We start from the raw sequence: 24,416 nt of genomic DNA on the forward strand, positions 1-24,416 counted from the left end.
ATGATTAGTAATACAAAATGTGAATGCGGACACCAGAACCGCGTGGGCACGGTACTCTGCGAGGCATGCGGCAAACCGCTGATTGAGCTTGGCGAGGCTGGAGAGATATTGGAGATGCGCTATGACGGAGCGGCACGTCGTTCCCAGCGTGCGAATCCGAATTTCATCGATCAGATCTGGAACTTCTTCTCCTCCGTTAAGGTTGCAATCTATCTGATTATCCTCACGTTACTTGGCGCCATGCTCGGTACCATCTATCCGCAGGTAAGCACATTCGTTAATCTGCCAAATCCGGATGAGTACTATAAGAAGACCTACGGAACGCTGGGAGAAATATATTATGCTCTGGGACTTGCGGATACATATAATTCATGGTGGTTCATTCTGCTCCTTGTCCTGATCGGCTCATCGCTTGTCATATGCAGTCTGGACCGCGTGCTGCCACTGTACAAGGCGCTATCCAAACAGAAGATCAAGAAGCACATGGAATTTCTGACCCGCCAGCGTGTTGTCTACCAGGGACCTGTTCAAGAAAAAGCCGAGGATTGGATAAAACGGGCGACTCCGGTTTTGAAGAAAAAAGGATACCGGGTTCATAGTGAAGATACGGCTCTGCTAGCGGAGAAACAAAGATTTAGCCGTTGGGGGCCTTATGTCATCCACATTGGTCTAATCATATTCTTGCTGGCTGTTCTATTTAGAGGACTGCCGGGGCTCCATATGGATGAGCATGTCAGCTTCCCGGAGGGGGAAGTTAAGCGGATTCCGGGGACCACTTTCTATTTGAAGAATGAGCAGTTCAAGGTGGAATATTACAGTGAGCAGGAGCTTCCTGAAGAGTTCCGGAACACAGGCAAGATCCTCCCGAAGCTGTATCAGACCAAGGCAGTCTTGTATGAATGTACGGCGAACTGTGATGACCCGTCCAAGACCCCGGCGCTGAAGGAAGTGGCGAGGCATGATATTGAAGTGAACAAGCCGCTGGATTACAAGGGACTCATAGCGTATCAGTATGATTTCGATCTTACTCCCAAGCTCCGATCTGTTGAGCCGGTGCTGGTTAATAAAGTAACCGGAGAAGAATACGGGAAGCTGAAGCTCGATATGATGAACCCGGAACGGAGTTATTCACTTGGACCCTATACCCTTGAGCTTAAGAACAAGTATATGGACTTTATGCTGAATGAGGATGGGGAGCCAACCTCCAAATCGCCGAACCCGAACGCACCGGCATTCCTCTTCCTGGTGAAGGGGCCTTCCCTTCCGGAGGGAGGCGCTCAGTTTATTTACTTTCCGAAGCAGATCGATAAAGAGCGGTTTCAGCAGGATTTGATAAATGAGAAGCTGGGCGGAGTAGAGAAGAAGCTGGATCTTGATGTCAAGACGATGGATGATGTCGATATCATAAAATCAACGAGCTACCTTAATATTCGCATAGACCGCGCGATGCCGTTCGTATGGACGGGTCTTGCGATAGTCATGCTTGGGCTTGTGCTCGGGTTCTACTGGACACACCGGCGGATCTGGCTCCGTATTGATGATGGGCAGCTTACCTTAGGCGGACATACGACCAAGAATTTCTTCGGTCTTCGCCGTGAAGTGGTCTCCATCCTGAAGCCGCTGGGTGTTGACGTAGATGAGAAGTCTCTGGATAACGGGAGGAACCAAGAATGAGCTCACAGGATTTATTGGAAATTAGTAAACAGGCCTTTATGTATTCTTTCTTCTTATACTGTATAGCCTTTATAGCCTATGCAATTGCTGTAATCGGGAAAAGCTGGAGAAATCGGGAACCGGTGAGTCACGAGCGTAAATGGGGCCGCATCTCCTTCTTCATCTCCACTGCGGGCTTGCTTGGACATCTATTATACTTCGGGACCCGCTGGGCGGGGGCTGGACGGATTCCGGTCAGTAACATGTATGAGTTTATGTCCTTTTTATCTATGATGATCATGGTTGCTTTTACGATCGTCTTCATCATCTACCGCAAAACCCTGCTTGGCTTGTTCGCGCTGCCGGTTGCGGTCATTGTAATGGCTTATGCGGCTGTCTTCCCGGCTGAAGTTCAGCCGCTTATTCCATCGCTGAAGTCGATCTGGCTGTATATTCACGTTACACTGGCTGCGACGGGTGAAGCTTTCTTCGCGGTCGGCTTCGCAGCGGCGTTTATGTATCTGCTGCGTACCGTGAACTTTGAGGGCAAGGAGAAAGTGGACCGCCGGCAAAAGTGGTGGGTGGAGTTCACTATGTTCTCCATAATCATAGTTGTCGGCTTTATAGTTGCTGTCTTTGCTTTCCGTGCTGCAGGCTATCAGGCGGTATTCTCAAATGAACAGATTTCGGTGGATTCGGCAGGTGTATCCACGACCAAAGTGAACAAAGTGGAGTACAACCTGCCTCCTATCGTGGCTCCTTATGACAGCAAGGTGGAGAGTATGCAGAGCTTCATCGGGATGAATGAACCGCTGCTTCATGCTCCTTCCTGGGTAGAGGGGGGAACGGCTGGGCGGAAGCTCAATACGATCGTATGGTCCATTGTTGCGGGCGCGATTATATATCTGCTTCTAAGGCTGTTGGTACGCCGCCCCTTGGGTAAGCTGGTGTCTCCGCTCTTAAAAGGATTAGACCCGGATGACCTGGATGAAATCAGTTACCGCGCGATTGCGATCGGCTTCCCGATCTTTACCCTGGGCGCTCTTGTCTTCGCGATGATCTGGGCCCAGCAGGCCTGGGGCCGGTTCTGGGGTTGGGACCCGAAGGAGGTCTGGGCACTCATTAGCTGGCTGTATTACAGCGCCTATCTGCATCTGCGGCTGTCGCGAGGCTTCCAGGGCCGGAAGGCTTCCTGGATTGCGGTGCTGGGCTTCCTGGTCATCATGTTCACACTCGTTGGGGTGAATCTGGTTATTGCGGGACTGCACTCCTATGCAGGGACAGATTAATATTTGAGCCTAAATTGAACTAAAGATATTATATACTCAGTCTTGAGTGCTTCTTATCAGGGCATCAATTGAGGTATACTGTCTTTAGTTCATTCCTTATTGTACACACTGGTTTCAGATTTGCTCTTCGAGAGGATTAGGGAAGAAGATAAAAGGGGTTGTTGTCAATGTCAGATCAATTGAACCGCATTCTGGTAGTGGATGATGAGGAGCGTATACGCCGCCTGCTCAAGATGTACCTTGAGAAGGAAGGCTACGAGATTGATGAGGCGGAAGATGGTGAGACGGCGCTGCGCAAGGCAAGCACAGGCGATTATGGCCTGATTCTGCTTGATGTGATGCTTCCTGGCATCGATGGAGTCGAGGTCTGTAACCGGCTCAGACAGGTCAAATCTACACCCGTACTCATGCTGACGGCAAAGGGTGAGGAGATTAACCGGGTACAGGGCTTTGAGGTTGGCGCCGACGATTATGTCGTGAAGCCGTTCAGTCCGCGTGAGGTTATATATAGAGTCAAGGCTATCCTTCGGAGATCCTCGGCTACAGCTTATTTGTCCAAGGAGAGTGGGACAAGCAACAATATTGTTTTCCCGAATCTCATTATTGAGCATGATGCTCACCGGGTAACGGCCAGCGGACACGAGGTCAGCCTAACGCCAAAAGAATACGAACTGCTTCATTACTTGGCTGTATCGCCGGATAAAGTATTCTCTCGTGAAGAGCTCCTTAAGGATGTATGGAATTATGAATTCTTCGGTGATCTCCGTACGGTGGACACCCATGTGAAGCGGCTGCGTGAGAAGCTGAATAAGGTATCACCGGAGTCAGCGGGCATGATTACCACAGTATGGGGTGTCGGTTACAAGCTCGAGGTGGCTAAATAGGTGAAAAGATTCTGGAGAACGCTCGTAGGTAAGCTGTGGATTACGATCATTTGTCTAGTCGGCAGTGTCCTTATGATACTCGGCCTTTTCCTGCTGCCTTACATAGATACCAACTTTACGAATTCGGGTGCGATCAAAAAGCTGTTCACCATGGTATCTATCATCGGGTTCTCGATGACCACGTTCTTCGCGCTTATTCTGTTCAACAAAATAACGCTTCCGATGCAGCAGCTGATCCGGGCTGCCGATTCTGTACGGAAAGGGAAATACGACACCAGACTATCTCTTCGTACTAGTGATGAGATCGGGGAGCTTGCCAATTCCTTCAACCATATGGCTGAAGAACTTGAGAATACAATTCGAAGCTTGAATCATGAGAAAGAGCATTTGTCGAGTGTCCTCCGCAGTATGAATGATGCGGTAATCACCATGGACATCGAGGGCTCCGTTATCTTGACCAATCCGCCAGGAGATGCGGTTATGCATTCGTGGAGCAGTCTGCTTGATGAAGAGGACAGCTTGGCTCATCCGGAATCCAGGCGTTCAGGCCAACCCAGGGTGCCCGAGCCGCTGCTCCCAATGTTCACAAGAGTACTGAGTGAAGGCGGGGACCAGAGCGCGAATGTGCACGTCAAGCAGGGGGTCTGGTCCGTTCATATGGCACCCCTGGCCTCGGACGGGGATATAAGGGGAGCTGTGGCCGTCCTGCGTAATGTTACGGAAGAGGTAAGGCTTGAGAAGATGCGGCGTGACTTTGTCGCTAACGTCTCGCATGAGATCCGGACACCGCTCTCTATGATGCAGGGCTACAGCGAAGCTCTGCTGGACGGTATGGCCGCTTCTCCGGAGGAAAGTGAAGAGCTTGTACAGGTCATTCATGACGAGTCCCTACGTATGGGCAGGCTGGTCAAGGACCTGCTTGACCTTGCACGTATGGAAGCAGGGCATACAGATATGGTGATGCGGCCGCTGGATGTCAAGGAGCTGCTTGAGCGGGTATACCGCAAGTTCAGTGTCCGGGCGAAAGACCGTGAGATAGAGCTGATCTTGCATGAGCTTATGGATAGCCTGGTTTTGGAGGAAGCGAACGAAGACCGCCTTGAACAGGTACTGACCAATCTGCTCGATAATGCGTTCAGGCATACTCCGAGCGGCAAGAGAATTGAGATTCAGGCCCAGCTCATGACTCAACGTGGTAAGCGTGAGCTTCGTATTGAGATCAAGGATGAAGGAGGAGGTATCCCGCCTGATGACCTGCCATACATTTTTGAACGCTTCTACAAAGCCGACAAGGCAAGGGTGCGTGAAGAGACCGGAGGAACAGGGCTAGGTCTTGCGATTGTGAAAAATATTGTCGAAGCCCACCACGGTACCATTACCGCCAGCAGTGAAGTCGGACAGGGTACAACCTTCAAGCTTCTGCTGCCTGTCGAAAGACAGGAGTCTTAATCACATTGCTGAGAGAATACATGGTTTTTTGTTGAACGCCGAAGATTAATCTTGTTCTCCGTGGAACAATTGCCCTATATCCAAGTCAAAAGAGCTGTCCTTCTATGAAGGACAGCTCTTTTTGTAGAGTCTAAATATTCCGGTTATTAGGAAAGGACAATTTCTTGTGCCGCATTGATCTCTGGAAGCTTGATCAACTCTTCAAGCACTTCCTTTGATACAGCCTTATCGACTGTCAGCACCATGATGGCCTCACCGCCAACGATTTTACGTCCAACTTGCATCGCAGCGATGTTCACATCATTATTTCCAAGAAGTGTGCCGACTTTACCAATAATACCTGGTTTGTCATTATGGGAGATGTAGATCAGGTTACCTTTAGGCTCGATATCGACAGGGAATTTGTTGATTTGTACAACACGGTCTCCATATCCGGATAGCAGAGTTCCCGCAACGCGCTGCTCTTCGCCGCTTTGAAGCTTGAGGGATACGCTGATCAGGTTCGTGAAGTCTTTGGTTGCTGTAGATTTGGATACAACCACATCGATATCACGAGCTTTAGCCAAGTGCATGGAGTTGACAATATTCACATCATTTCCGAAATGACGGGAGAGAAGGCCTTTAACAATATAGCGGGTAAGAGGCTGAGTGTCCACTTCGGACAGGTCGCCTGCATAGTTAACGACAATCTCTTTAACAGCTTCATTATTGATTTGAGCTGCGATCGTACCCAGCTTTTCACCCAGTCCGAAGTATGGTTGAAGCTTGTTCATCACGCTTGGAGCAACCGGAGGCATGTTCACCGCATTCTTGAATGGCTCGTCTCTCAGGATGTGCAGAACCTGCTCAGATACATCGATAGCCACGTTCTCTTGAGCTTCAATCGTTGAAGCACCCAAGTGAGGAGTTACAATAATCTTCGGGTTGTTCAAGAACGGATGATCTGGCTGTGGCGGCTCATGTTCAAATACGTCGAAAGCTGCTCCGGCTACGATTCCTTGATTCACAGCTTCAACAAGCGCATTCTCATCGATAACTCCCCCGCGGGCACAGTTAATGATGCGCATGCCTTTCTTCATAACCGCGAATTGAGGTGTGGAGATGATTCCGCGTGTCTCAGGCGTTAATGGTGTGTGTACAGTGATGAAGTCCGCGTTACGAACAATATCATCAACGCTTGCAAGCTTCACACCCAGCTTCTCGGCACGTTCTTCAGTAAGGAACGGGTCATAACCGAGGATGTCCATACCAAAAGCTTTGGCACGCTTGGCAACTTCACTTCCGATGCGTCCCATTCCCAGAACACCAAGGGTTTTGTTGCGGAGCTCGACACCAAGGAAGGACTTGCGGTCCCAGGTTCCGCTAATGGTCTTGGCATAGGCTTGTGGAATATGTCTGGCAAGGGCCATCATCATGGCCAAGGCATGCTCACAGGTAGTGATGGTGTTACCATCAGGAGCATTAATAACAATGATTCCGCGCTGCGTAGCTGCTTCAAGGTTAATATTGTCGACACCAACACCGGCACGGCCTACTACTTTGAGGCGCTCACCGGCTGCCATGATTTTCTCAGTAACTGTTGTTTGGCTGCGAACGAGAAGTGCGTCGTACTCGGGGATAATGCGGATTAATTCTTCCTCACTTAGCCCAGTCTTTTTCTCTACTACGACATCTTCTGCATCAACGAGCTGTTGAATCCCTAGATCACTGATCGGATCCGATACTAACACCTTATACATGTTGATTTCCTCCTCCAAAATTGAATGCTCGTAATATAGGTACCTATATTCGACATTATTAATTAAAAGGCCCGCCAAAAAAATGGCTGAATCCTTAAAATACTCTCTTTAATTCATTATAGCAGCAACGTGACAAAGGGAAAATATAAATAAAAAAACTCCCGACCCGCATACTACTACCGTAGTAAGGGACGAAAGTTGATCGTGGTACCACCCTAATTCACTGTCCTTTGCAGGAACAGCCTCAGTGTCTGGTTAGACAAAATGATAACGGAGTTAATCCGATTACACCTACTACAATGTTCGGTATAATAACTCAGGAGTGCTAAAGACCACATCTTAGCTGCCGGTTTGCAGCAACCACCGACTCTCTGTAAGCTTCAAAGTGACTTTTTTCCTTCAACGTGTTTGGCGAACTAATTTTTCCATAATGTATCATAGCCTCTCGAAGAGTGTCAATAGCATAAGTAACAGCATTCTGCCCGTTCTTGAATCTCCAGCCGTTTTTGGGTATGATTTTCATATTATACTTTAAAGGACAGACACCCTAATGAAAAAATTCAAGTTTGGCAAGATCGAGATTAAGCCTATTGAGCCAGGGCAGCTGAATGAGCGGCTATTATTAATTAATTTGTATATTACCCAGGGTCTGGCCTTACTCATTGGTCTTATTGTAGTGTTCTTCCAGAAACAAAGTCTTATGAAGCTGTTTGAGCTCCCGGAAGGTCTTGGATTTCTGTATTGGGGGGCGGGGCTTGCCGGACTAATGTTCACCATTGATCTGGTGCTGTCCAAAGTGATTCCGGAAGAAAGCATGGATGATGGCGGCATTAACGAAATGCTATTTAGAAAAAGACCTGTATGGCACATTATCCTTATTGCGGCTTTTGTCGCGATTTGTGAGGAGCTCCTATTCCGCGGGGCAATTCAGCATGCCATTGGTCCCTACTGGACAAGCATTATTTTTGCTATTATTCATATAAGATATTTGAAGCACTGGATTCCGACAGGCTGGGTATTTCTTAGCAGTTATGGACTGGGTTACATCTACATTCATTCAGGAACGTTATGGGCACCTATTGTGTGCCATTTCATCATAGACCTGGTGTCTGGAATGATTATTCGATTTCGGAGGGCAAGATGAACGAGCGCTTGAGCAGAGTAGAGCGGTACAGCCGCAAGCAGCATGAGATAAGAGCGGTTCGGGATAGGGCAGCACAGGTGACCGAAGGGGCGATTGGAGATCAGGTACGGCTCAGCAGAAGTAAAATTCACGGGAACAGGACGGATAGACAGGTGTCTGCCCCCGTCGTAGATAATATTGAACTTGATGAACCTTCTTCCGCTATAATAGCTGAGGACGAAATGTCAGCCGCAGAGATGCCTCCAAGAAGAGAAGTGTACCCTTCTCAGAGGATCAAATGGACTAAATGGTTCTATAATTCTCTGGTTATTATTTTTATTGCACTTTTAATTTTATTGTTCTTCTGGGGTATGCAGCAATCGACCTGGGGCAAACAACACTAGCAGAACAGCAGTCTCCGTTTAATGGAGACTGCTGTTTGGTATTATCCCCTTCTAGTAGACAAGAGAAAAAAGACATCTGGTAAGATGGATTTAATTCTTGTTGAGCGGAGGGGATTTTTCATGGCCAAAAAGGGGCAAACCTTTCGGAAGTACTCCTTGGAATTAAAGATGGAGGCAGTCCGGTTGGTGAACGAGGAGCAGAGGAGTATTCGTGAAGTGGCGAAACAGTTGGGCGTTCGTAATAAGTCTCAGGTACAAACCTGGGCAACAAAATATCGAACAGGTGAGATTTTAGAGCCAACTAGCCCAAGACGAGGACGACCGAAAACGAAGTTTTCCAGCATGGAAGAAGAAATGGCGTATCTACGAGCGGAGATTGAATATTTAAAAAAGCAGTATCCAAATCTGCACAAGGAGTGACGAAGAAAGCAACCAGGTTCGGAATCATCGAGGAAATGCGAGAGAGGTATTCACTGAAATGGCTATTAGAGGTAGCCCATGTTTCACGAGCAGGCTATTACAAATGGAGAAGGGCTCAGCAGACAGCCTGGCAGCGTAAAGAAAGGGACAAGCTACTGGAAGCTCATATGTTGTCGCTCCACCGCCTTCATCCCTACTTTGGTTATCTGCGTATGACGGTTGCTTTACGGAAAGAAGGCCTCGTAGTTAACCACAAAAGGGTCTACCGGATTATGAAGAAATTGGGGATTCAGTCGGCCATTCGAAAGAAGCGTCGTTTTTTCGGTAAACAGGCTTCTGTCGTGAATCCCAATCGGCTGGATCGTCAATTTCAGGCGGATACTCCTTTATCTAAACTGGCTACCGACATTACCTACATACGGGTTGGGGAACGGTTTGTCTACCTTTCGGCGATCCAGGATCTGTATAACAACGAGATCGTAGCATGGCACCTTTCGGAACGAAACGATCTGGCTCTGGTCAACGAAACGCTAGACGCGTTAAGTAAAGATGTAAATTTGGAGGGAGCTATTCTCCATTCAGACCAGGGATTTCAATACACCTCCAAACCATTTAACCGTAAACTTACTGGACTTGGGATCCTCGGAAGCCATTCCAGACGCGGAAACTGTCTGGACAATGCATGCATAGAATCCTTCTTTTCTCATCTGAAGACGGAAAAGATATATTTAAGCAAGCCCCAAACCTTAGCTGAGGTAGAAAAACAGGTGCGCGAGTATATTTCATTTTATAACCAAAGTAGATTCCAGAAAAAACTAAACAACCGTTCCCCGGTTGAATACCGAGAAACGGTTGCTGCTTAAACATGTCTTTTTAGACCTGTCTACTTGACAGGGGTATGACCAGTTCTTTGGCTTTTTATGAAGTGAATTAAGGCCATCTTAACGATTAATAGCTGACAGAAGCGCCTGGCAGTTGTATTGCACGAAGCAGGATACATGGATCACTTGCCCGTAGCTGCCGGGGGTTCTAAAGAGATGCTTGCCGGATCCACGAAGCTGTAGCCTTTATCCGTAAGCTTTGTTAATAGGGTATCCAAGGCTTCAACAGTCCAAGGAAGCTCATGCATGAGAATATTTGCACCCGGATGGAGCTGATCGAGAACATTTTTGACGACTTTATCCGGATTGGTGCTCTTGTTCTTAGTCTTCAGAGTCCAATCAAGTGATCCGTTAGACCACGTCATATAGAGCAGCTTATTCTCCTTGGCGACTTGGCGCGCGGTCTCTCCACCCTCACCAAAAGGGGGACGGAAGAACACAGGGGTTTCACCCGTCAACTCCTTAACGGTCTTCTGAACATCCTCAATCTGCTTCCTCACCTTGGGGAGGGGCTGTGATTTGAGAGAAATGTGGTCCCAGCTGTGATTGCCAATGGGCTGACCCCGGTCGTGAATGAGCTTGAGCAGCTCGGGGTTCTCTTTGATGCGGTATCCGTTGACGAAGAAGATAGCCTTGGCTTTATGCTTATCAAGCACATCAATAATACCATTTATCCACTTTTGGTCCTTCGGTCCATCATCGAAGGTCAGAAGAACGACTTTACTCTCCACACCTTTTTCGTTCGGGACAATGTTGTAGGCTTTGTTCATGTGGTATTTAATCTCCGGAACCGCGCTCGCCTTGTTTTGGTCGTCCTTGGCAGGTGATCTGGTTCCCGGCTTATTGTCTGCATTCGTGTCTGTATCCTGAGCAGGCTTGTCCAGTGGGGCAGTGGGCTCAGCTTGGGTCTGTGTCCGGGCTTGACCGCTGTTATTAGCATTCAAGTCACTTGGGGGCTTGTCTGTATTCTGTCCGCATGCACTTAAGATTAAGAATGAGGCGGCTAAGAATAGAAGCTTTCTCTTCAACAATAATCTCATCTCGCTTTCTGTATTCCACCCGCATGAGTTGGCTTCGTTTGGCTAACACTACATACGATTCTAACATACAAGGAGGTGTTTAACGTGAATTCTTCCTCATTTATAGGAGGTCTGATTCTAGGTGCGGCAGGTGCTGTCTGGTTAAGCAAGAGACAATCCCATTTGTTAAGCTCAGCCGGGTCGCTGAACTTGTCTGGACTCACCAATAAGAAGCATGAGTGCTCCTCCACAGGGTCTGCAGCCTCGTCTTTCGGCTCCCATGCGGGCCAGGTGACTCCCAGTTCAGCGCCGGCCAGCTCGGCTAATTCGAAGGAATCCAACTTGAACACAATCAAGAGTATTATCAAGGGGAATCCAGGCCTTCACCGGGAAGTGGAGCAAATCCTCAAAGAGACAGGTACAGTCATACCAGGTTTATAAACGGATTTAACAACAAAAGAATCATTTCCGGCGCCCTCGGCGTACCAGGAAGTGATTCTTTTGTCATCAGTATGCCCGGACCGGCTGATCCTGGGAACAGAATTCTATATCTTATTGATATAACCAGAATTTAAGGCTTATTTCTTTAGCTCAATCTGTATATTTGCGTGCATTTGAAGAAAATAAATGATAACATACTTACATAGAACCATTTCCAGCACAATATAAAACAGGTACCACAAACTGTTGATAAACTCGGCTTGGAGAGGAGGATCCTGTATATGAAGATAGAAAGATTGGGCCAGGATAAGATACGGATTTTCCTCACTTTTGACGATCTTAGCGAGAGAGGCATTCAGAAAGAGGACATGTGGCAGGAGATTCCTAAAGTCCATGATCTGTTCACTGAAATGATGGATCAAGCTTATAGTGAAGTAGGCTTTGATGCCTCAGGTCCTCTTGCCGTTGAAGTGTTCGCTCTTCCCGCACAGGGAATGGTCGTCATTGTGACACGGGGGAAATATGAGAATCATCAATTTGGTTCATTGCATGAGGATGAAATGCCGGAAGAAATTTATGAAATGGAAGTCACGCTCGAACTAAGCGATGCTATTGTCTATGCTTTTAATGATTTTGAAGCATTGATCGAAGCCGCTCATGTTTTGCAGCCAACGATTACCGAGACCGGCAGATTATTTAATTATAAAGGGAAATGGATTCTACACTTCGAGCCTGATGACTTAGATGAAGGTAAGCACCCTGCACTTATTGCGGTATTAGCCGAGTATGGAGAAGCAACCTCAGTTACTCCAGCTGTACTCGAAGAATATGGTAAGCTTGTGATGGCAGAGAATGCAATCCGTGTAATTTGCGAGCATTTCAAGCGTCAGACTTAAGCTATAATAGATACTTGCAGATATGCAACTTAGGGCGGCGGTTACTTGGGAACCGCCGCTTGCATTAGGTAGGGCGGCGACAACAAAAGGAGGAGAAGCCGTTGCTTTGGCTTGCTATAGGAACTGCAGCGGTGGCTCCAGGGGTCGCGCTGCTTACCTATTTTTATTTGAAGGATAAATACGATTCTGAGCCTCTTCATATGGTAATCAAGATATTTCTGCTCGGATTCCTGATCGTACTGCCGATCATGATTCTTCAGCGGGGAATGACCTATTGGCTTGGGAGTCATTCATTGGTTGAATCTTTTCTTGTCTCTGCAGGGATTGAGGAGCTCATCAAATGGTTCGTGCTGTATCATATGATCTACAACCATATGGAGTTTGATGAACCTTATGATGGAATTGTGTATGCAACGGCGGTATCGCTTGGTTTTGCTACGGTGGAGAATGTGATATTTGCTCTTGCCCATCAGGCATCTGTAGATGTGCTTCTTGTCCGTGCTCTTCTTCCGGTATCGGGACATGCCATGTTCGGCGTTATTATGGGTTATTATTTAGGCCGGTCCAAGTTCTCTGTCGGGCATAAGAGACACAAATTCCTGCTCTTTTCCCTGCTGATGCCTGTATTCTGGCATGGGGTATATGATTGGATCCTTAATTACACTACGCAATACTGGATTTGGTATATTATTCCTTTGATGGCGTTTCTCTGGTTCGGTGGAATCGGCAAGATGTACCGTGCCAATGACAGATCACCGTTCCGGCTTACGGAAGCTGGAGGCAGCGATTAATTCTGGTTATAATTGGGCACCCTATCTTAAGGCGATGAATCATCCCACTTAAGAAAGGGTGCTTTTTATTATGCGGATAAAAGTGAAAATAATATGTAAAAATTGCGGAGAACGGTTTGTTTTGCGGGGGAAGAAGGAAAGCGGGCGTATTGAGACGGGGTTCAAGATGTGCGTCTGTGATAATATGCATCATTTTGAAATTCAGGAAGAGACGCTCTGAATCTGAGGGATTCCAAGTTCATGCATAAAGCTTCTTTCTTCTTGTCAAACTAATGGCAGTTACTTGAAGAAAGGAGCTCGTGAATTTGTATGTACAAGAGATTAAGTGCTGTTCTATTCCCCCTAAGTGCAATCTTGCTAATCGGGGCTCTCATCTGGGGTTATCAAGAGAACCAGGAGAAGAACTCGATTCTGATTAAAGCAGAGAACCAGTATCAGCGGGCCTTTCATGATCTGTCCTATCATGTAGACCGCCTGCACGGGGAGATCGGGAATACGCTAGCCGTTCATTCAGCGTCCACACCAATGCACCGCAAAGGTCTAATGAATCTGTGGCGGATCACCAGTGAAGCGCAAAATGAGATCAATCAGCTCCCGCTTACCCTTTTACACTTCAATAAGACGGAAGAGTTCCTGTCCAAGATAGCCAAGTTCTCTTACCAGACCGCCAACCGCGATCTGACAAAGCAGCCTTTGACTGACAAAGAGCTCAAGAATCTGAAGGAGCTGTACAAGACTTCTAACGAGATTTCATCCGAAATCCAGAAGGTTCAAGGGAAGGTTATTAATCATCACTTGAGATGGATGGATGTGGAGACAGCTCTCGCAAGTGAACATAAGGCCCAGGATAATACCATTATTGACGGCTTCAAAACAGTTGACAAGAAGGTCAGTGAGTATCCAGAGCTCGACTGGGGGCCTTCCGTGCTCAGTATTTACAATAAGCGTTCAGTCAAGAAGCTGAGCGGCGCCCCTACTACCGTAGAACAGATTAAAGAGAAGGCAGTTGATTTCGCCGGATACACGGACGCGTCTCAAGTCGAAGTAACCGAGAATGGAAAAGGGACGGAATGGTCCTCATTCACCGCCGTTCTGCCCGGGAAGTCCAAAGGCGACCGGATGACGATCGATTTCACCAAGAATGGTGGACACGTAATTGCTTATAACTATACCCGGCAGGTCAATAACCGTTCCATTTCGGATGATGAAGCCCACCGGAGTGCAGCCCAGTTCCTGAAGGACAAAGGTTATAAGGACATGCAGGCTATCGTCTACGATCCCTCGGATAACATCGCGAACCTGACGTACGTAACTAAGCATGACGACATCTACTTATATCCGGAGAAAGTAACCGTGCGCGTTGCGCTGGATAACGGACAAGTAATCGGACTGCAGGCTAGTGACTATGTATATGAACGTGATAATAAGCCTGAAGTAATGCAGCCAAAGCTTTCGTTAGCCGATGCCCGCAAGTTTTTGAATTCGGATCTTAAAGTGACCTATCACCGCAAAGCTCTCATTGAGAACGAGCAGTCAGAGCGGGTGGTGACTTATGAGTTTGGCGGCCGGATAAACGGTTCTCAGTACCGTATTTTCATCAATGGGAACACGGGTGCCGAGGAAGCTGTAGAGGAAATACGCTCTGGACGCCAAGCCGCTTCTCTAAAATAAGTGAGCACAAGCATTCTTCCCCGTTATGGAAGAATGCTTTTTTTGTGAAGTTAGTCTTCACGCTTACTGCCGCCATGCTATAATGTCAGATGGACATAAATTCATGCGGGCAGGTGGACAGGTTGCTTCCCAAAATCAATGATCTTGTATATATACAGATTGCTTCAGAAGTTGAGAAGGAAGAGAAAATCGAATACAAATCACGTATCTCCGAAATAGAAGAAGATTCCTATTTGATTGAGGTGCCGATTCCTGTTGATGGCGGCGGGATGAAGAAGCTGTACATGGGCGATGAGCTGTCGGGCTATTTTCTGGCGGACGAGGGTGTCAAAAATTATTTCAGCACCTACGTGCTTGGCTTTGTCAGTGATAATATCAAGCTGGTACGAATTCGTAAGCCAGACCCGGATTCCATTACAAGGATACAGCGCCGGAATTTCCTCCGGGTTACCGCTGATCTGGAGGTGGCGGTCAAGACACCGGGGAATATAAGGTTCGTGGCCCGTACCGAAGATATCGGCGGCGGGGGGTTCTCGTTCTATTGTGAGACTAACTACAGCCTGGTTGAAGGGGATATCCTTCACTGCTGGATCCTTCTTCCTTATAAGAATGGTTCAATCGAACACGTTCCTATTGAAGCCGAGATTGTTCGTATGAAGAAGCTTGAGACCGGAAGAAGTCTGGTCATGATGAAGTTCGAGAGCATCTCCGATATGGAGCGTCAGAAGCTGATCAAATACTGTTTTGAACGGCAGTTTGATTTCCGTAACCGATAATGCTTAATATGGATGAATTTCCTCTTGTCTGGGCACGGTAAACGTAAATCCAGCGGAGGAGAACGTGTTCATGGCGCAGGAGGACAGTAAGTATAGTTCGTTAGAACAAGAATATGAGTCTTTGTTCCTGAGGTTTAGCAACCAGGTTCACAAAATCATGATTATGCTGCTGATAGCATTGGTGGTTGGGGTTATCCTGTTTCAGGGTCTGCTGAGAATTCCTTCGTTCAGAACAGTGCTTTCTTCTGCTGAACGTTATGAGGGTAAGCCATTACCACCTCTGCAGAAGCTAATTGAAAAATTTACCGGTAAATGAACGCTTTTGCATCACCCTATGTTGTGTGGTATAATTTTCACGTCGCAGGCAATGCCTGCTTTTTTATTGAGGCCATTGTTTGAGGAGGAATACCCCGTTGGCAAGTCATCAGTCACACGAGAGCGGGAAGATCAACATCGCAATAGACGGACCTGCTGGGGCCGGCAAAAGCACAATCGCCCGAATGGTGGCAGGAGCTCTTGCTTATGTCTATGTAGACACAGGGGCGATGTACCGGGCAGTTACGTGGTACATGCTTCTCAAAGGAATTGAACCGGAAGAAGAGCAAAAGGTGCTTCAAACGGCTCGAAACATGGTTATTGAATTGATACCGGGAGTAGATGGCCAGAAAGTGCTGGTTAACGGTGAGGACGTCAGCGACCAGATCCGTTCACTCGCGGTGAACGCCAAGGTGTCCCGATATGCGCAAATCGAGGGGCTGCGCAACCTGCTGGTTTCATTGCAGCGGCAAATGGCTTTGCGCAAAGGCGTCGTCATGGACGGTCGCGATATCGGCACTACCGTACTCCCTGATGCGGAAGTTAAAATTTTTATGACCGCAAGTGTGCAGGAACGGGCACGGCGCCGTTATAATGAAATTAAAGATACGGTTGCCATCACCTTGGAACAGCTTGAGCGTGATATTGCTGAGCGGGACCGCTTGGATGAAGAACGCGAGATATCGCCGCTTCGCCGGGCAGAGGATGCTGAATTTCTGGATACAACGAATATGAGCTTGTCTGAGGTGTCTGAGACGATCATTTCGCTGTGCAGAACGTATGGGAAGGATAGAGGACAGATATGATTTATTACCTAGTTCGCGGAGCGCTCAGGGTTATTTACAAGTTTCTATTCAGACTTAAAGGAATAGGGCTTGAGAATATTCCGAAAGAAGGCGGCGTGCTGCTATGTTCTAATCATATCAGTAATTTCGATCCGCCTACGGTCGGTATTCTGTTAGACCGCAAAGTTCATTTCATGGCAAAAGCGGAGCTTTTCGAGGTTCCCGTACTCGGATGGCTCATTAAGCAGCTCGGCGCCTTCCCCGTCAAACGTGGAGGCGTTAGCAAAGAATCGATCAAAACATCTTTGACGCTGCTGCGAAGCGGCAAAGTTATGGGTATCTTCCCTGAAGGAAGACGTTCGAGCTCAGGGGAGAGCGGAATGGCTATGAAAGGCGCGGCAAGCTTTGCGCTACGTAGTGATGCGGCTGTCATTCCTGCTGCCATTATTGGGAATTATAAATTATTTCGCAGAACCAAAGTAATTTATGGTGCACCAGTGGATCTATCTGAATTTCGTGAGACACCGTCTCCGGATTCGCTCGAGCTGGCCACTGCTAAGATCATGCAGCACATTGCGGAGCTTAAAGCCCGCGGATAAAAGACCCGTATTCACGGGCCAGAACATGCATGAACATTAGGAAGTTATGGAAAGCTATTGCATAATGCATGTTTTGAACCACGCTAGCCGCGGGTTTAAATAAATGGGGTTTTGAATCGAGGAGGGTATTGAGATGTCGGAAGAAATCAAAGGTCAGCAGGACAATGCTGAAGTGACAAATCAAGATGAGTTGGAGCAAATCGTGTCCATCAAGAAAGGTGACACCGTCAAAGGATCTATCGTTAAAGTTGAAGACAACCAAGCTTACGTAAGCATTGGATATAAATATGACGGCGTCATTCCTATTCGTGAGCTATCTTCTGTTCATTTGGATAACGCTGCAGATGCGGTTGAGGTAGGTCAAGAAGTTGAAGCTAAAGTGGTAAGCATCGATGACGAGAAAGAAAGACTGGTTCTTTCCAAACGTGCAATCGACAGCGAGAACGCATGGGATGTCCTTACTCAGCGCTTCGAGAACAAAGAAACATTTGAAGTAACGGTTGCTGATGTAGTTAAAGGCGGAATCGTTGCCGATGTGGGCGTTCGCGGATTCATTCCAGCTTCCATGGTAGAGCGTCACTTTGTAGAAGATTTCAGTGACTACAAAGGCCGCACACTGCGCGTTAAAGTGAAAGAAATCGACCGTGAGAACAACAAAGTCATTCTTTCAGCCAAAGATGTTCTGGATGAAGAGTTCGAACAAAACAAGCTGAAAGTTATGGAAAGCATTAAAGAAGGACAACTGATCGACGGTAAAGTACAGCGTCTGACTCAATTCGGTGCATTCGTTGATGTAGGCGGCGTGGATGGTCTTGTTCACGTATCCGAAATCGCTTGGAATCACGTTGAGAAGCCAGCTGATGTTCTTTCTGAAGGCGATGAAGTGAAAGTTAAGGTTCTGAAGGTAGATCCGGAGAAAGGCAAGATCAGCTTGAGTATCAAAGCTGCTGCGCCTGGACCTTGGGAGACTGCGGCAGAGCTCTTCAAGACTGGCGACATCGTTAGCGGTGAAGTGAAGCGTCTTGTTACTTTCGGAGCTTTTGTTGAGATCGCTCCAGGGGTTGAAGGTCTGGTTCATATTTCCCAAATCTCCCACAAACATATCGGTACACCACAAGAAGTACTTAAAGAGGGCGAAACGGTCCAAGTCAAAATTCTTGATGTGAATCCTTCCGAGAAACGCGTTAGTCTGAGCATCAAGGAGACTGAAGAAGCTCCTGCTCAAGAGGCTAAACCTGATAGAACGGAAAGAAGAGGCGGCGGTGCTGACCGTGTGAACCGTGAGGATATCAATAACAATCCTAACGTATCTCTGAGCAATCAAGGTCTTAGCATCACACTTGGAGAGCGCTTCGGCGATAAGCTGAGCAAACTCAAATAATACATTCTTACCATGAAGAGAGGAATCGGCGAACTCGTGACGGGTTCGCCGGTTTTTTTATAGTTTGAGTCAAGTTTACATGGATGGTTAGCCAATTAAGTTATTTTTTGCTATGATGAGTTACGAGTCAACAAGACAAGGTTTGCGAGATCGGTCTGTATGGCAAAACTTCATGTAGTTGAGTTCATCACTACTTCAGCTTATGTTATAAAGTTAAGCAGGCTTACGTAAACATTTAGGAGGAGTTCATATGGCAAGACCCGTTGTGGCTATAGTTGGACGTCCAAATGTGGGGAAATCTACGATTTTCAACCGCATTATCGGCGAACGATTGGCCATTGTGGAAGATAAACCGGGGATTACCCGTGACCGTATCTACGGCATCGGGGAATGGAACGGCAAATCGTTCAGCATTATTGATACCGGAGGTATTGAGCTGGACGGGGAAGACATGATTCTGAAATCCATTCGGATGCAGGCAGAACTGGCCATCGAAGAGGCGGACGTCATTATTTTCATGTGTGACGCCAAATCGGGCTTGACTCAGTCGGATGAAGAAGTGGCTACACTCTTGTACCGTTCCGGCAAGCCAATTATCCTCGCTGTGAATAAAGTGGATAATTTAGGCCGGGCTGATCATATTTATGAATTCTACAATCTTGGTTTTGGAGATCCAATCGGAGTATCAGGCAGCCATGGAACGGGTGTCGGTGATTTGCTTGATGCGATTGTTGAGAACCTGCCTGAGCTTAAGGATGAGGAATATGATGAAGATGTGATTCGGGTTGCCCTGATCGGCCGGCCGAATGTTGGCAAGTCTTCATTGGTTAATGCCATCCTCGGGGAAGAGCGCGTCATCGTCAGTGATGTGGCGGGAACAACACGGGACGCGATTGATACTCCTTTTGAGAAGGATGGTCAGCGCTACGTCTTGATTGATACTGCCGGAATGAGAAAAAGAGGCAAGGTGTACGAGACGACGGAGAAATACAGCGTCATGCGTGCAATGAAAGCGATTGAGCGCGCAGATGTGGTGCTTGTCGTGATCAATGGGGAAGAAGGCATTATTGAGCAGGATAAGCACATTGCGGGTTATGCTTATGAAGCCGGCAGAGCATCTATATTTGTTGTGAACAAATGGGATGCTGTAGAGAAGGACGACAAGACGATGAATAATTTTGAGAAGAAGATCCGCGATCACTTCTTGTTCATGACTTATGCACCTGTTGTATTCTTGTCCGCGCTGACCAAGCAGCGTCTTCAGAAGCTGCTTCCTGTGGTACAGCACGTGGCTGAACAGCATGCCAGACGCGTACAGACCCATTTGCTGAACGATGTGGTCTCTGATGCTGTTGCTATTAACCCTCCGCCAACGGACAAAGGACGCAGGATGAGAATTAATTATGTCACTCAGGTTACGGTTAAGCCGCCGACCATTGTTGTCTTCGTTAATGATCCGGAATTGATGCATTTCTCTTACGAACGTTATTTGGAGAATAAAATCCGGGCAGCATTTGACTTTGAAGGCACACCGATCCGGTTGTTCACCCGCCGTAAATCGGACGAAGGTTAGGAGAGAGAAGTGTGAGCTTAACATCTATTCTTGCGGTAATTCTCAGCTATTTGTTAGGTTCAGTCAGCTTTAGCGTGGTGCTGGCACGAACTTTGAAAGGCATTGATATACGCCAGCATGGCAGTGGGAATGCGGGGGCAACCAATACGCTTCGTGTGCTTGGCAAAGGTCCTGCTATTCTTGTTCTCGTGCTGGATATGCTCAAAGGAATCGCAGCAATCTGGCTTGGACGCTGGCTGGGTGGTGGTTCAGAATGGGTACCGGCCATCTGTGGCATCGCAGCCATTATGGGTCATAACTGGCCGGTGTACTTCCGGTTTCGCGGGGGCAAAGGGATCGCTACCACCATTGGGGTGATGGCGTCTCTTGCTTTCTTCCCTGCGTTGTACGCAGGTATTATTGCCATTGCTTTAATTGCTATTACCCGGTATGTTTCACTTGGTTCTCTGCTTTTTGTCGGTCTGACTCCTATTTTCCTGCTGATTATGGGACCAATCGGACCTTATTTCTGGACCAGCCTAATTATTGGTGTATTCGCTTTCTGGAGACATCGCACGAACATTGTGAAAATTGCGCAGGGTAAAGAGAACAAACTGGGATCCAAAGGGGGAAGCAGGGTTGTTTAGTAAAGCTGCTGTTCTAGTTGCGGGAAGCTGGGGGACTGCCTTGGCTAGTGTTCTTGCCGATAAAGGGATACATGTATCGCTTTGGACGCGAACCGAGAAGCAGGCAGAGGAAATCAACAAGGAGCATACAAATGGGCGCTATCTGCCTGAGGTTGCTCTGCCTCCAAATATTTATGCTACAACAGATATGAAAGAAGCGGTGAGCGGAGCGCAGGCTGTAATCATGGTGGCGCCATCCTCTGCGGTTCGTGAGGTATCCCGTCAGCTGAAGCAGTATTGGACTGAAGACATGCTGGTCGTACATGCGACCAAGGGCTTCGAGACAGAGACGCTGAAGCGGATCTCTACGGTGATCGCCGAAGAGCTCGGATGCGAGGAAGGACATATCGTGGTTCTGTCCGGCCCAAGTCATGCCGAGGAAGTCGTCAAACGCTGCCCTACAACTGTGGTAGTCGCTTCATTGGAAGAGAATCAGGCAAAGCGAGCCCAAGATCTGTTCATGAACAATAATTTCCGTGTCTATACGAACCGGGATGTGGTTGGAGTTGAACTTGCCGGGGCTTTGAAGAACATTATTGCTCTTGGAGCAGGCATGTCGGACGGACTTGGATTCGGAGATAACGCGAAAGCAGCGCTTCTGACCCGGGGACTGGCCGAAATTACCAGGATCGGTGTGGAAATGGGAGCCAATCCGCTTACCTTCTCTGGACTTGCTGGAATCGGTGACTTAGTTGTTACCGCAACAAGTCAGCACAGCCGCAATTGGCGTGCCGGATCGCTGCTCGGTCAAGGCAAGCCGCTCCAGGAGGTCCTGGAATCCATGGGCATGGTGGTTGAGGGGATAAGAACTACAAAGGCCGCTCATACGATGTCTGAGAAATATGGTGTGCAGATGCCGATCGCAGCCCAGCTCTATCATGTATTGTTCGAGGATATGTCTCCGAAAACGGCTGTAGAGGCCTTGATGGGCCGGGACCGTAAGACGGAAATGGAGATCATGTCCCAGGAAACCTGGGAACAATGGCATACCTAAGCAAAGACTGCCCGAACCTTTTCTGTGCGCGAGTCATACATTAAGTGTGACGACTGCCGGAGGAGGGAAGAATATTGAACAAGAACATCTCTAAAGAAGCTCTGAATGCGATTAACAAGAAGACGGGCAAGCCGATTACGGAGAATGCGGTGAAGAAGCTCGCGAGTACCGTCAAGCCTTCTACGCTCCAGAGTGAGACGCAGCTGCGGCAATTGATTAAGCAGGTATCGGCTATGGCCAATGTGCCCGTGTCTGAGGCAACAATTTCTGAAATTGTTGGAGCTGTGAAGAAGAGTGGAATGAATCCTAATAATATGGAAGCTCTAATGAAGCTAATGCTCAAAAAATAAACGGTGCACTCCTTTTTAAGTTTGAGAGAAGACCCATGCTGGCAAAGCAGCCGTCATGGGTCTTTTTAGCGTGTCATAGCCCTTTTTTTTGGAGAGTGCTATAATGTTGATCATACTAATTAACGATGGGGGAACTAGCACGCATGGATGCAATGACCAAAATGTGGCTCTCGATTGCGGCCATTCTTGTCATGGGATTATCCGTATTTCTCATTACATTCGCCCGGGCCAAGACTAGGGGTCTGGTTAGAGGGTTACTTTCTTTAATTGCTTTTATTATTATGATTGCAGGTTTCTTGGTAGGCGTTGTGTCCATCACTTAGAGGCCCAGCGAGCAGTTCACTAGAAAGAGGTATAGTGATGGAAGGATTCAGACATGCCCATCATCCGGAGCTAATTAGCGCTCTTCGCAGATTAGCACAAGAGTGGGAGAACAGCCGGCAGGGCTGGCTTGTTGGAGGCAGCTGTGGGCTGTGGCTTCAGGGTGTGGAACTTGACAACGCACCGAGGGACATTGACGTGTATACAGACCTTGCGGAGGCTCACACACTTCACGAGATTCTGCAGCCCAGATCCATCGACAAGCAAGTCTTCGATAGAAGTGGAATGTATGTATCTCTTCTAAGTCATTATCAGATGGGGCCATATGTGCTTGAATTGGTCGGCGGATTCGAGGTTAAGACAGGGGGCAGCCATTACCGGGTTGAAGTTGGAGAGCTGCTGATTGATCAAGCATCCTCAGTACAGCTTGGTGCCGAGCGGATTAGATTAATGCCGTTAAGCCACGAATTTTTGTTCAATATATTGCGGAACAGGCCGGATCGGTATGTGCCTATTGTCGAAGTGATCTGCCTTCATGCGAGAGAGCATCTTCCGCTGCTCCGGAATCTGATTAGGCGAAATGTGTGGGCTCAAGAGCACTTGCATATTATTTCCAGTCAACTGGAGGAACGAGGCATTCTTGATGGATTATGAAATCAGGTTTGAACCGGCAGGTAAAAAGGTGAAGGTACGCGGGGGAACAACGGTGCTGTCGGCCGCCCGTCAGGGGCGTATCCACATTACTACCCGCTGCGGCGGTAAAGCGGGCTGCCTTATGTGTAAAGTTAATGTTCAGGGACCAGGGCAAGCCGGACTCTCGGCTCCCACTGAAGCTGAGCTTCGCAAGCTTGGTTCCAGAATTGACGATGGCGACAGACTGGCCTGCCAGGCGAAGATTACGGGTCCAGCGCTAGTTGTGCTGCCCGAAGATCCTCTTAAGGCTGCTGTACGCAAGCAGCTCGAGAGGCAGCAGGAAGATGACTTATGGTAAGTCTGAAGACATTCATATTATTGGATAAGGATGAGAAGTTTGAATAACAGAACTGTACGGTTGTATTCGCGTTGTGCTGCTGTGATCCTCACTTGCGCGTTTCTTATTAGCCTGCTCGGAGGATGTATGTATCCTAGAGAAAGCCGTGGCAATCAGGTGTCATACCGTGAGAGTGTGAACCGTCTGCAGCTTGCTGTAGATCAGTTCCAGAAAGACAAGGGCATCCTTCCCATACTTAATGCGGACGCATCTATTCCCCGGTTCGAGAAGTTCAGAATTGATCTGGATAAGCTGAACAAAACGGGGTACATCGATGAGATCCCGGCAACCGCTTTTGAACAAGGAGGGTCAGCTTATTTCCTGATCCTGGATGAAGAGACAAAGCCGGTTGTGAAAGTTATGGAGCTGACCACCGTGCAGAAGGTCAATGATATTCAGCGTGCGGTTGATCAGTACAAGAGCAGCCATCAAGGGAAGCTTCCAGTTCAAAAGGAGCTGTATCCAGGCATTTATTCTGTGGATCTTAAGGCGATTAAAAGTGAATCGCTCGTCTGGACAAGCTTTTATTCCGGACAGGAGTCCGATTACATCCTTGACCCAGGCGGTCGGGTGTATGTGGATTACGCGCTGGATATTATGCAGGCTGTAGAAAAGTCTGGTGGCACTCCGGCTTCTGATACAGATCTCAGAGTCCTCCTTCTTGAGCACTCTTACTATGTGCCTGTCAAATCCCTGCCTTATCGCTGGCAGAATAACCAGCCTGTTGCTGTGAGTGAATAAAGACCCGTAAGGGTCTTTTTTTATGTCAAAGTCTCCTATTTTGACGTCATATAACTTATAGATTCACCATACATATACAATATGGCGGATGTTCCGGTGATCGTGGTCCAATCCATTAGTTCCGGAACTAAAAATATAATAGGCGCTTCTTATATCTGTCATATTTCCGCATCTGGTACATATGATGGTACTAGTCCTAAAGCATGTACGAGTTCACGCCGCTTCG

At 47.8% G+C, this 24,416-nt stretch carries 26 protein-coding genes and 1 other annotated feature; of the genes, 24 read left to right on the plus strand and 2 right to left on the minus strand.

Annotated elements, in window-relative coordinates; genetic code table 11:
- From resB to LDO05_RS08265, 4 genes are all read left to right on the plus strand, one after another.
- The gene (gene resB, locus LDO05_RS08250) at positions 1–1,674 is read left to right on the plus strand and encodes a cytochrome c biogenesis protein ResB (protein ID WP_251378360.1); all 1,674 of its coding nucleotides are present in this window, start codon (positions 1–3) and stop codon (positions 1,672–1,674) included.
- Complete coding sequence (gene ccsA / locus LDO05_RS08255; protein WP_251378361.1) at positions 1,671–2,942, plus strand: cytochrome c biogenesis protein CcsA; 1,272 nt, start codon at positions 1,671–1,673, stop codon at positions 2,940–2,942. The genes resB and ccsA overlap by 4 nt, the downstream gene beginning before the upstream one ends.
- Before the next feature lie 167 nt (positions 2,943–3,109).
- Positions 3,110–3,826 carry a response regulator transcription factor gene (locus LDO05_RS08260; protein ID WP_127197807.1) on the plus strand — a complete coding sequence of 239 codons (717 nt, stop codon included), beginning with the start codon at positions 3,110–3,112 and terminating at the stop codon, positions 3,824–3,826.
- Entirely contained in the window at positions 3,827–5,275 is a 1,449-nt protein-coding gene (locus LDO05_RS08265) for an ATP-binding protein (RefSeq protein ID WP_251378362.1), read from the plus strand. It begins immediately after the preceding gene.
- A gap of 146 nt (positions 5,276–5,421) precedes the next feature.
- Here the strand turns inward: LDO05_RS08265 and serA are convergent, their stop codons facing one another.
- The gene (serA, locus tag LDO05_RS08270; RefSeq protein ID WP_251378363.1) at positions 5,422–7,014 is read right to left on the minus strand and encodes a phosphoglycerate dehydrogenase; all 1,593 of its coding nucleotides are present in this window, start codon (positions 7,012–7,014) and stop codon (positions 5,422–5,424) included.
- A gap of 184 nt (positions 7,015–7,198) precedes the next feature.
- Positions 7,199–7,426: a binding site (T-box leader), on the minus strand.
- Positions 7,427–7,564: 138 nt separating this feature from the next.
- On the opposite strand from serA, the gene LDO05_RS08275 reads away from it, so the two are divergent.
- The 3 genes from LDO05_RS08275 (at position 7,565) to LDO05_RS08285 (ending at position 9,824) form a co-directional block, all read left to right on the plus strand.
- The gene (locus tag LDO05_RS08275) at positions 7,565–8,158 is read left to right on the plus strand and encodes a CPBP family intramembrane glutamic endopeptidase (RefSeq protein ID WP_251378364.1); all 594 of its coding nucleotides are present in this window, start codon (positions 7,565–7,567) and stop codon (positions 8,156–8,158) included.
- Positions 8,155–8,541, plus strand: coding sequence for a hypothetical protein (locus LDO05_RS08280; protein ID WP_251378365.1), 387 nt, complete (start codon positions 8,155–8,157; stop codon positions 8,539–8,541). Before LDO05_RS08275 ends, LDO05_RS08280 begins: the two co-directional genes overlap by 4 nt.
- Before the next feature lie 120 nt (positions 8,542–8,661).
- A protein-coding gene (locus LDO05_RS08285; RefSeq protein WP_481856993.1) for an IS3 family transposase occupies positions 8,662–9,824 on the plus strand; the annotation gives its coding sequence in 2 pieces (ribosomal slippage) (positions 8,662–8,926 and positions 8,926–9,824; 1,164 coding nt in all).
- Positions 9,825–9,964: 140 nt separating this feature from the next.
- Here LDO05_RS08285 and LDO05_RS08290 read toward each other — a convergent pair.
- A complete protein-coding gene (locus LDO05_RS08290) occupies positions 9,965–10,882 on the minus strand; it encodes a polysaccharide deacetylase family protein (protein WP_481857030.1) in 918 nt (305 codons plus the stop codon).
- A gap of 84 nt (positions 10,883–10,966) precedes the next feature.
- Here LDO05_RS08290 and LDO05_RS08295 point away from each other — a divergent pair, with 84 nt between their 5' ends.
- The 17 genes from LDO05_RS08295 (at position 10,967) to LDO05_RS08375 (ending at position 24,190) form a co-directional block, all read left to right on the plus strand.
- On the plus strand, positions 10,967–11,302 hold the full coding sequence (locus tag LDO05_RS08295; RefSeq protein WP_251378367.1) for a hypothetical protein: 336 nt from the start codon (positions 10,967–10,969) through the stop codon (positions 11,300–11,302).
- A gap of 281 nt (positions 11,303–11,583) precedes the next feature.
- Positions 11,584–12,198, plus strand: a complete 615-nt coding sequence (locus LDO05_RS08300; RefSeq protein ID WP_251378368.1) for a genetic competence negative regulator — start codon at positions 11,584–11,586, stop codon at positions 12,196–12,198.
- A 101-nt stretch (positions 12,199–12,299) separates the two neighbouring features.
- Positions 12,300–12,989: a glutamic-type intramembrane protease PrsW gene (gene prsW, locus LDO05_RS08305; RefSeq protein WP_251378369.1), complete on the plus strand. Its 690-nt coding sequence runs from the start codon at positions 12,300–12,302 to the stop codon at positions 12,987–12,989.
- Between the two features lie 309 nt (positions 12,990–13,298).
- A complete protein-coding gene (gene ypeB / locus LDO05_RS08310; RefSeq protein ID WP_251378370.1) occupies positions 13,299–14,660 on the plus strand; it encodes a germination protein YpeB in 1,362 nt (453 codons plus the stop codon).
- 122 nt (positions 14,661–14,782) lie between these two features.
- Positions 14,783–15,436: a flagellar brake protein gene (locus LDO05_RS08315; protein ID WP_251378371.1), complete on the plus strand. Its 654-nt coding sequence runs from the start codon at positions 14,783–14,785 to the stop codon at positions 15,434–15,436.
- Between the two features lie 70 nt (positions 15,437–15,506).
- Positions 15,507–15,752: a hypothetical protein gene (locus tag LDO05_RS08320; protein ID WP_251378372.1), complete on the plus strand. Its 246-nt coding sequence runs from the start codon at positions 15,507–15,509 to the stop codon at positions 15,750–15,752.
- A 97-nt stretch (positions 15,753–15,849) separates the two neighbouring features.
- Positions 15,850–16,557, plus strand: coding sequence for a (d)CMP kinase (cmk, locus tag LDO05_RS08325; protein WP_251378373.1), 708 nt, complete (start codon positions 15,850–15,852; stop codon positions 16,555–16,557).
- Positions 16,554–17,135 carry a lysophospholipid acyltransferase family protein gene (locus LDO05_RS08330; RefSeq protein ID WP_251378374.1) on the plus strand — a complete coding sequence of 194 codons (582 nt, stop codon included), beginning with the start codon at positions 16,554–16,556 and terminating at the stop codon, positions 17,133–17,135. The genes cmk and LDO05_RS08330 overlap by 4 nt, the downstream gene beginning before the upstream one ends.
- Before the next feature lie 133 nt (positions 17,136–17,268).
- Positions 17,269–18,516: a 30S ribosomal protein S1 gene (rpsA, locus tag LDO05_RS08335; RefSeq protein ID WP_251378375.1), complete on the plus strand. Its 1,248-nt coding sequence runs from the start codon at positions 17,269–17,271 to the stop codon at positions 18,514–18,516.
- Positions 18,517–18,766: 250 nt separating this feature from the next.
- Positions 18,767–20,089 carry a ribosome biogenesis GTPase Der gene (der, locus tag LDO05_RS08340; RefSeq protein ID WP_251378376.1) on the plus strand — a complete coding sequence of 441 codons (1,323 nt, stop codon included), beginning with the start codon at positions 18,767–18,769 and terminating at the stop codon, positions 20,087–20,089.
- Between the two features lie 11 nt (positions 20,090–20,100).
- Positions 20,101–20,715, plus strand: coding sequence for a glycerol-3-phosphate 1-O-acyltransferase PlsY (gene plsY / locus LDO05_RS08345; protein ID WP_251378377.1), 615 nt, complete (start codon positions 20,101–20,103; stop codon positions 20,713–20,715).
- Complete coding sequence (locus LDO05_RS08350) at positions 20,708–21,748, plus strand: NAD(P)H-dependent glycerol-3-phosphate dehydrogenase (RefSeq protein ID WP_251378378.1); 1,041 nt, start codon at positions 20,708–20,710, stop codon at positions 21,746–21,748. The genes plsY and LDO05_RS08350 overlap by 8 nt, the downstream gene beginning before the upstream one ends.
- A gap of 74 nt (positions 21,749–21,822) precedes the next feature.
- Entirely contained in the window at positions 21,823–22,098 is a 276-nt protein-coding gene (locus LDO05_RS08355) for a stage VI sporulation protein F (RefSeq protein WP_251378379.1), read from the plus strand.
- A 152-nt stretch (positions 22,099–22,250) separates the two neighbouring features.
- Positions 22,251–22,421 carry a DUF2768 family protein gene (locus LDO05_RS08360; RefSeq protein ID WP_481857031.1) on the plus strand — a complete coding sequence of 57 codons (171 nt, stop codon included), beginning with the start codon at positions 22,251–22,253 and terminating at the stop codon, positions 22,419–22,421.
- Positions 22,422–22,458: 37 nt separating this feature from the next.
- On the plus strand, positions 22,459–23,073 hold the full coding sequence (locus LDO05_RS08365) for a hypothetical protein (RefSeq protein WP_251378380.1): 615 nt from the start codon (positions 22,459–22,461) through the stop codon (positions 23,071–23,073).
- Positions 23,063–23,410 carry a 2Fe-2S iron-sulfur cluster-binding protein gene (locus tag LDO05_RS08370; protein WP_251378666.1) on the plus strand — a complete coding sequence of 116 codons (348 nt, stop codon included), beginning with the start codon at positions 23,063–23,065 and terminating at the stop codon, positions 23,408–23,410. Before LDO05_RS08365 ends, LDO05_RS08370 begins: the two co-directional genes overlap by 11 nt.
- 126 nt (positions 23,411–23,536) lie before the next feature.
- Positions 23,537–24,190, plus strand: a complete 654-nt coding sequence (locus LDO05_RS08375; protein WP_251378381.1) for a DUF3939 domain-containing protein — start codon at positions 23,537–23,539, stop codon at positions 24,188–24,190.
- Positions 24,191–24,416: the final 226 nt, after the last annotated feature.

The sequence above is a fragment of the Paenibacillus sp. YPG26 genome, from assembly GCF_023704175.1.
Classification (GTDB): domain Bacteria; phylum Bacillota; class Bacilli; order Paenibacillales; family Paenibacillaceae; genus Fontibacillus.

Bases quoted from the DNA above. Each gene is read 5' to 3' on its own strand.
- resB (WP_251378360.1), top strand. From the start codon at position 1: ATGATTAGTAATACAAAATGTGAATGCGGACACCAGAACCGCGTGGGC.
- ccsA (WP_251378361.1), top strand. From the start codon at position 1,671: ATGAGCTCACAGGATTTATTGGAAATTAGTAAACAGGCCTTTATGTAT.
- LDO05_RS08260 (WP_127197807.1), top strand. From the start codon at position 3,110: ATGTCAGATCAATTGAACCGCATTCTGGTAGTGGATGATGAGGAGCGT.
- serA (WP_251378363.1), bottom strand. From the start codon at position 7,014: ATGTATAAGGTGTTAGTATCGGATCCGATCAGTGATCTAGGGATTCAA.
- LDO05_RS08275 (WP_251378364.1), top strand. From the start codon at position 7,565: ATGAAAAAATTCAAGTTTGGCAAGATCGAGATTAAGCCTATTGAGCCA.
- LDO05_RS08280 (WP_251378365.1), top strand. From the start codon at position 8,155: ATGAACGAGCGCTTGAGCAGAGTAGAGCGGTACAGCCGCAAGCAGCAT.
- LDO05_RS08290 (WP_481857030.1), bottom strand. From the start codon at position 10,882: ATGAGATTATTGTTGAAGAGAAAGCTTCTATTCTTAGCCGCCTCATTC.
- LDO05_RS08300 (WP_251378368.1), top strand. From the start codon at position 11,584: ATGAAGATAGAAAGATTGGGCCAGGATAAGATACGGATTTTCCTCACT.
- ypeB (WP_251378370.1), top strand. From the start codon at position 13,299: ATGTACAAGAGATTAAGTGCTGTTCTATTCCCCCTAAGTGCAATCTTG.
- LDO05_RS08320 (WP_251378372.1), top strand. From the start codon at position 15,507: ATGGCGCAGGAGGACAGTAAGTATAGTTCGTTAGAACAAGAATATGAG.
- LDO05_RS08330 (WP_251378374.1), top strand. From the start codon at position 16,554: ATGATTTATTACCTAGTTCGCGGAGCGCTCAGGGTTATTTACAAGTTT.
- rpsA (WP_251378375.1), top strand. From the start codon at position 17,269: ATGTCGGAAGAAATCAAAGGTCAGCAGGACAATGCTGAAGTGACAAAT.
- der (WP_251378376.1), top strand. From the start codon at position 18,767: ATGGCAAGACCCGTTGTGGCTATAGTTGGACGTCCAAATGTGGGGAAA.
- LDO05_RS08360 (WP_481857031.1), top strand. From the start codon at position 22,251: ATGACCAAAATGTGGCTCTCGATTGCGGCCATTCTTGTCATGGGATTA.
- LDO05_RS08365 (WP_251378380.1), top strand. From the start codon at position 22,459: ATGGAAGGATTCAGACATGCCCATCATCCGGAGCTAATTAGCGCTCTT.
- LDO05_RS08370 (WP_251378666.1), top strand. From the start codon at position 23,063: ATGGATTATGAAATCAGGTTTGAACCGGCAGGTAAAAAGGTGAAGGTA.
- LDO05_RS08375 (WP_251378381.1), top strand. From the start codon at position 23,537: ATGTATCCTAGAGAAAGCCGTGGCAATCAGGTGTCATACCGTGAGAGT.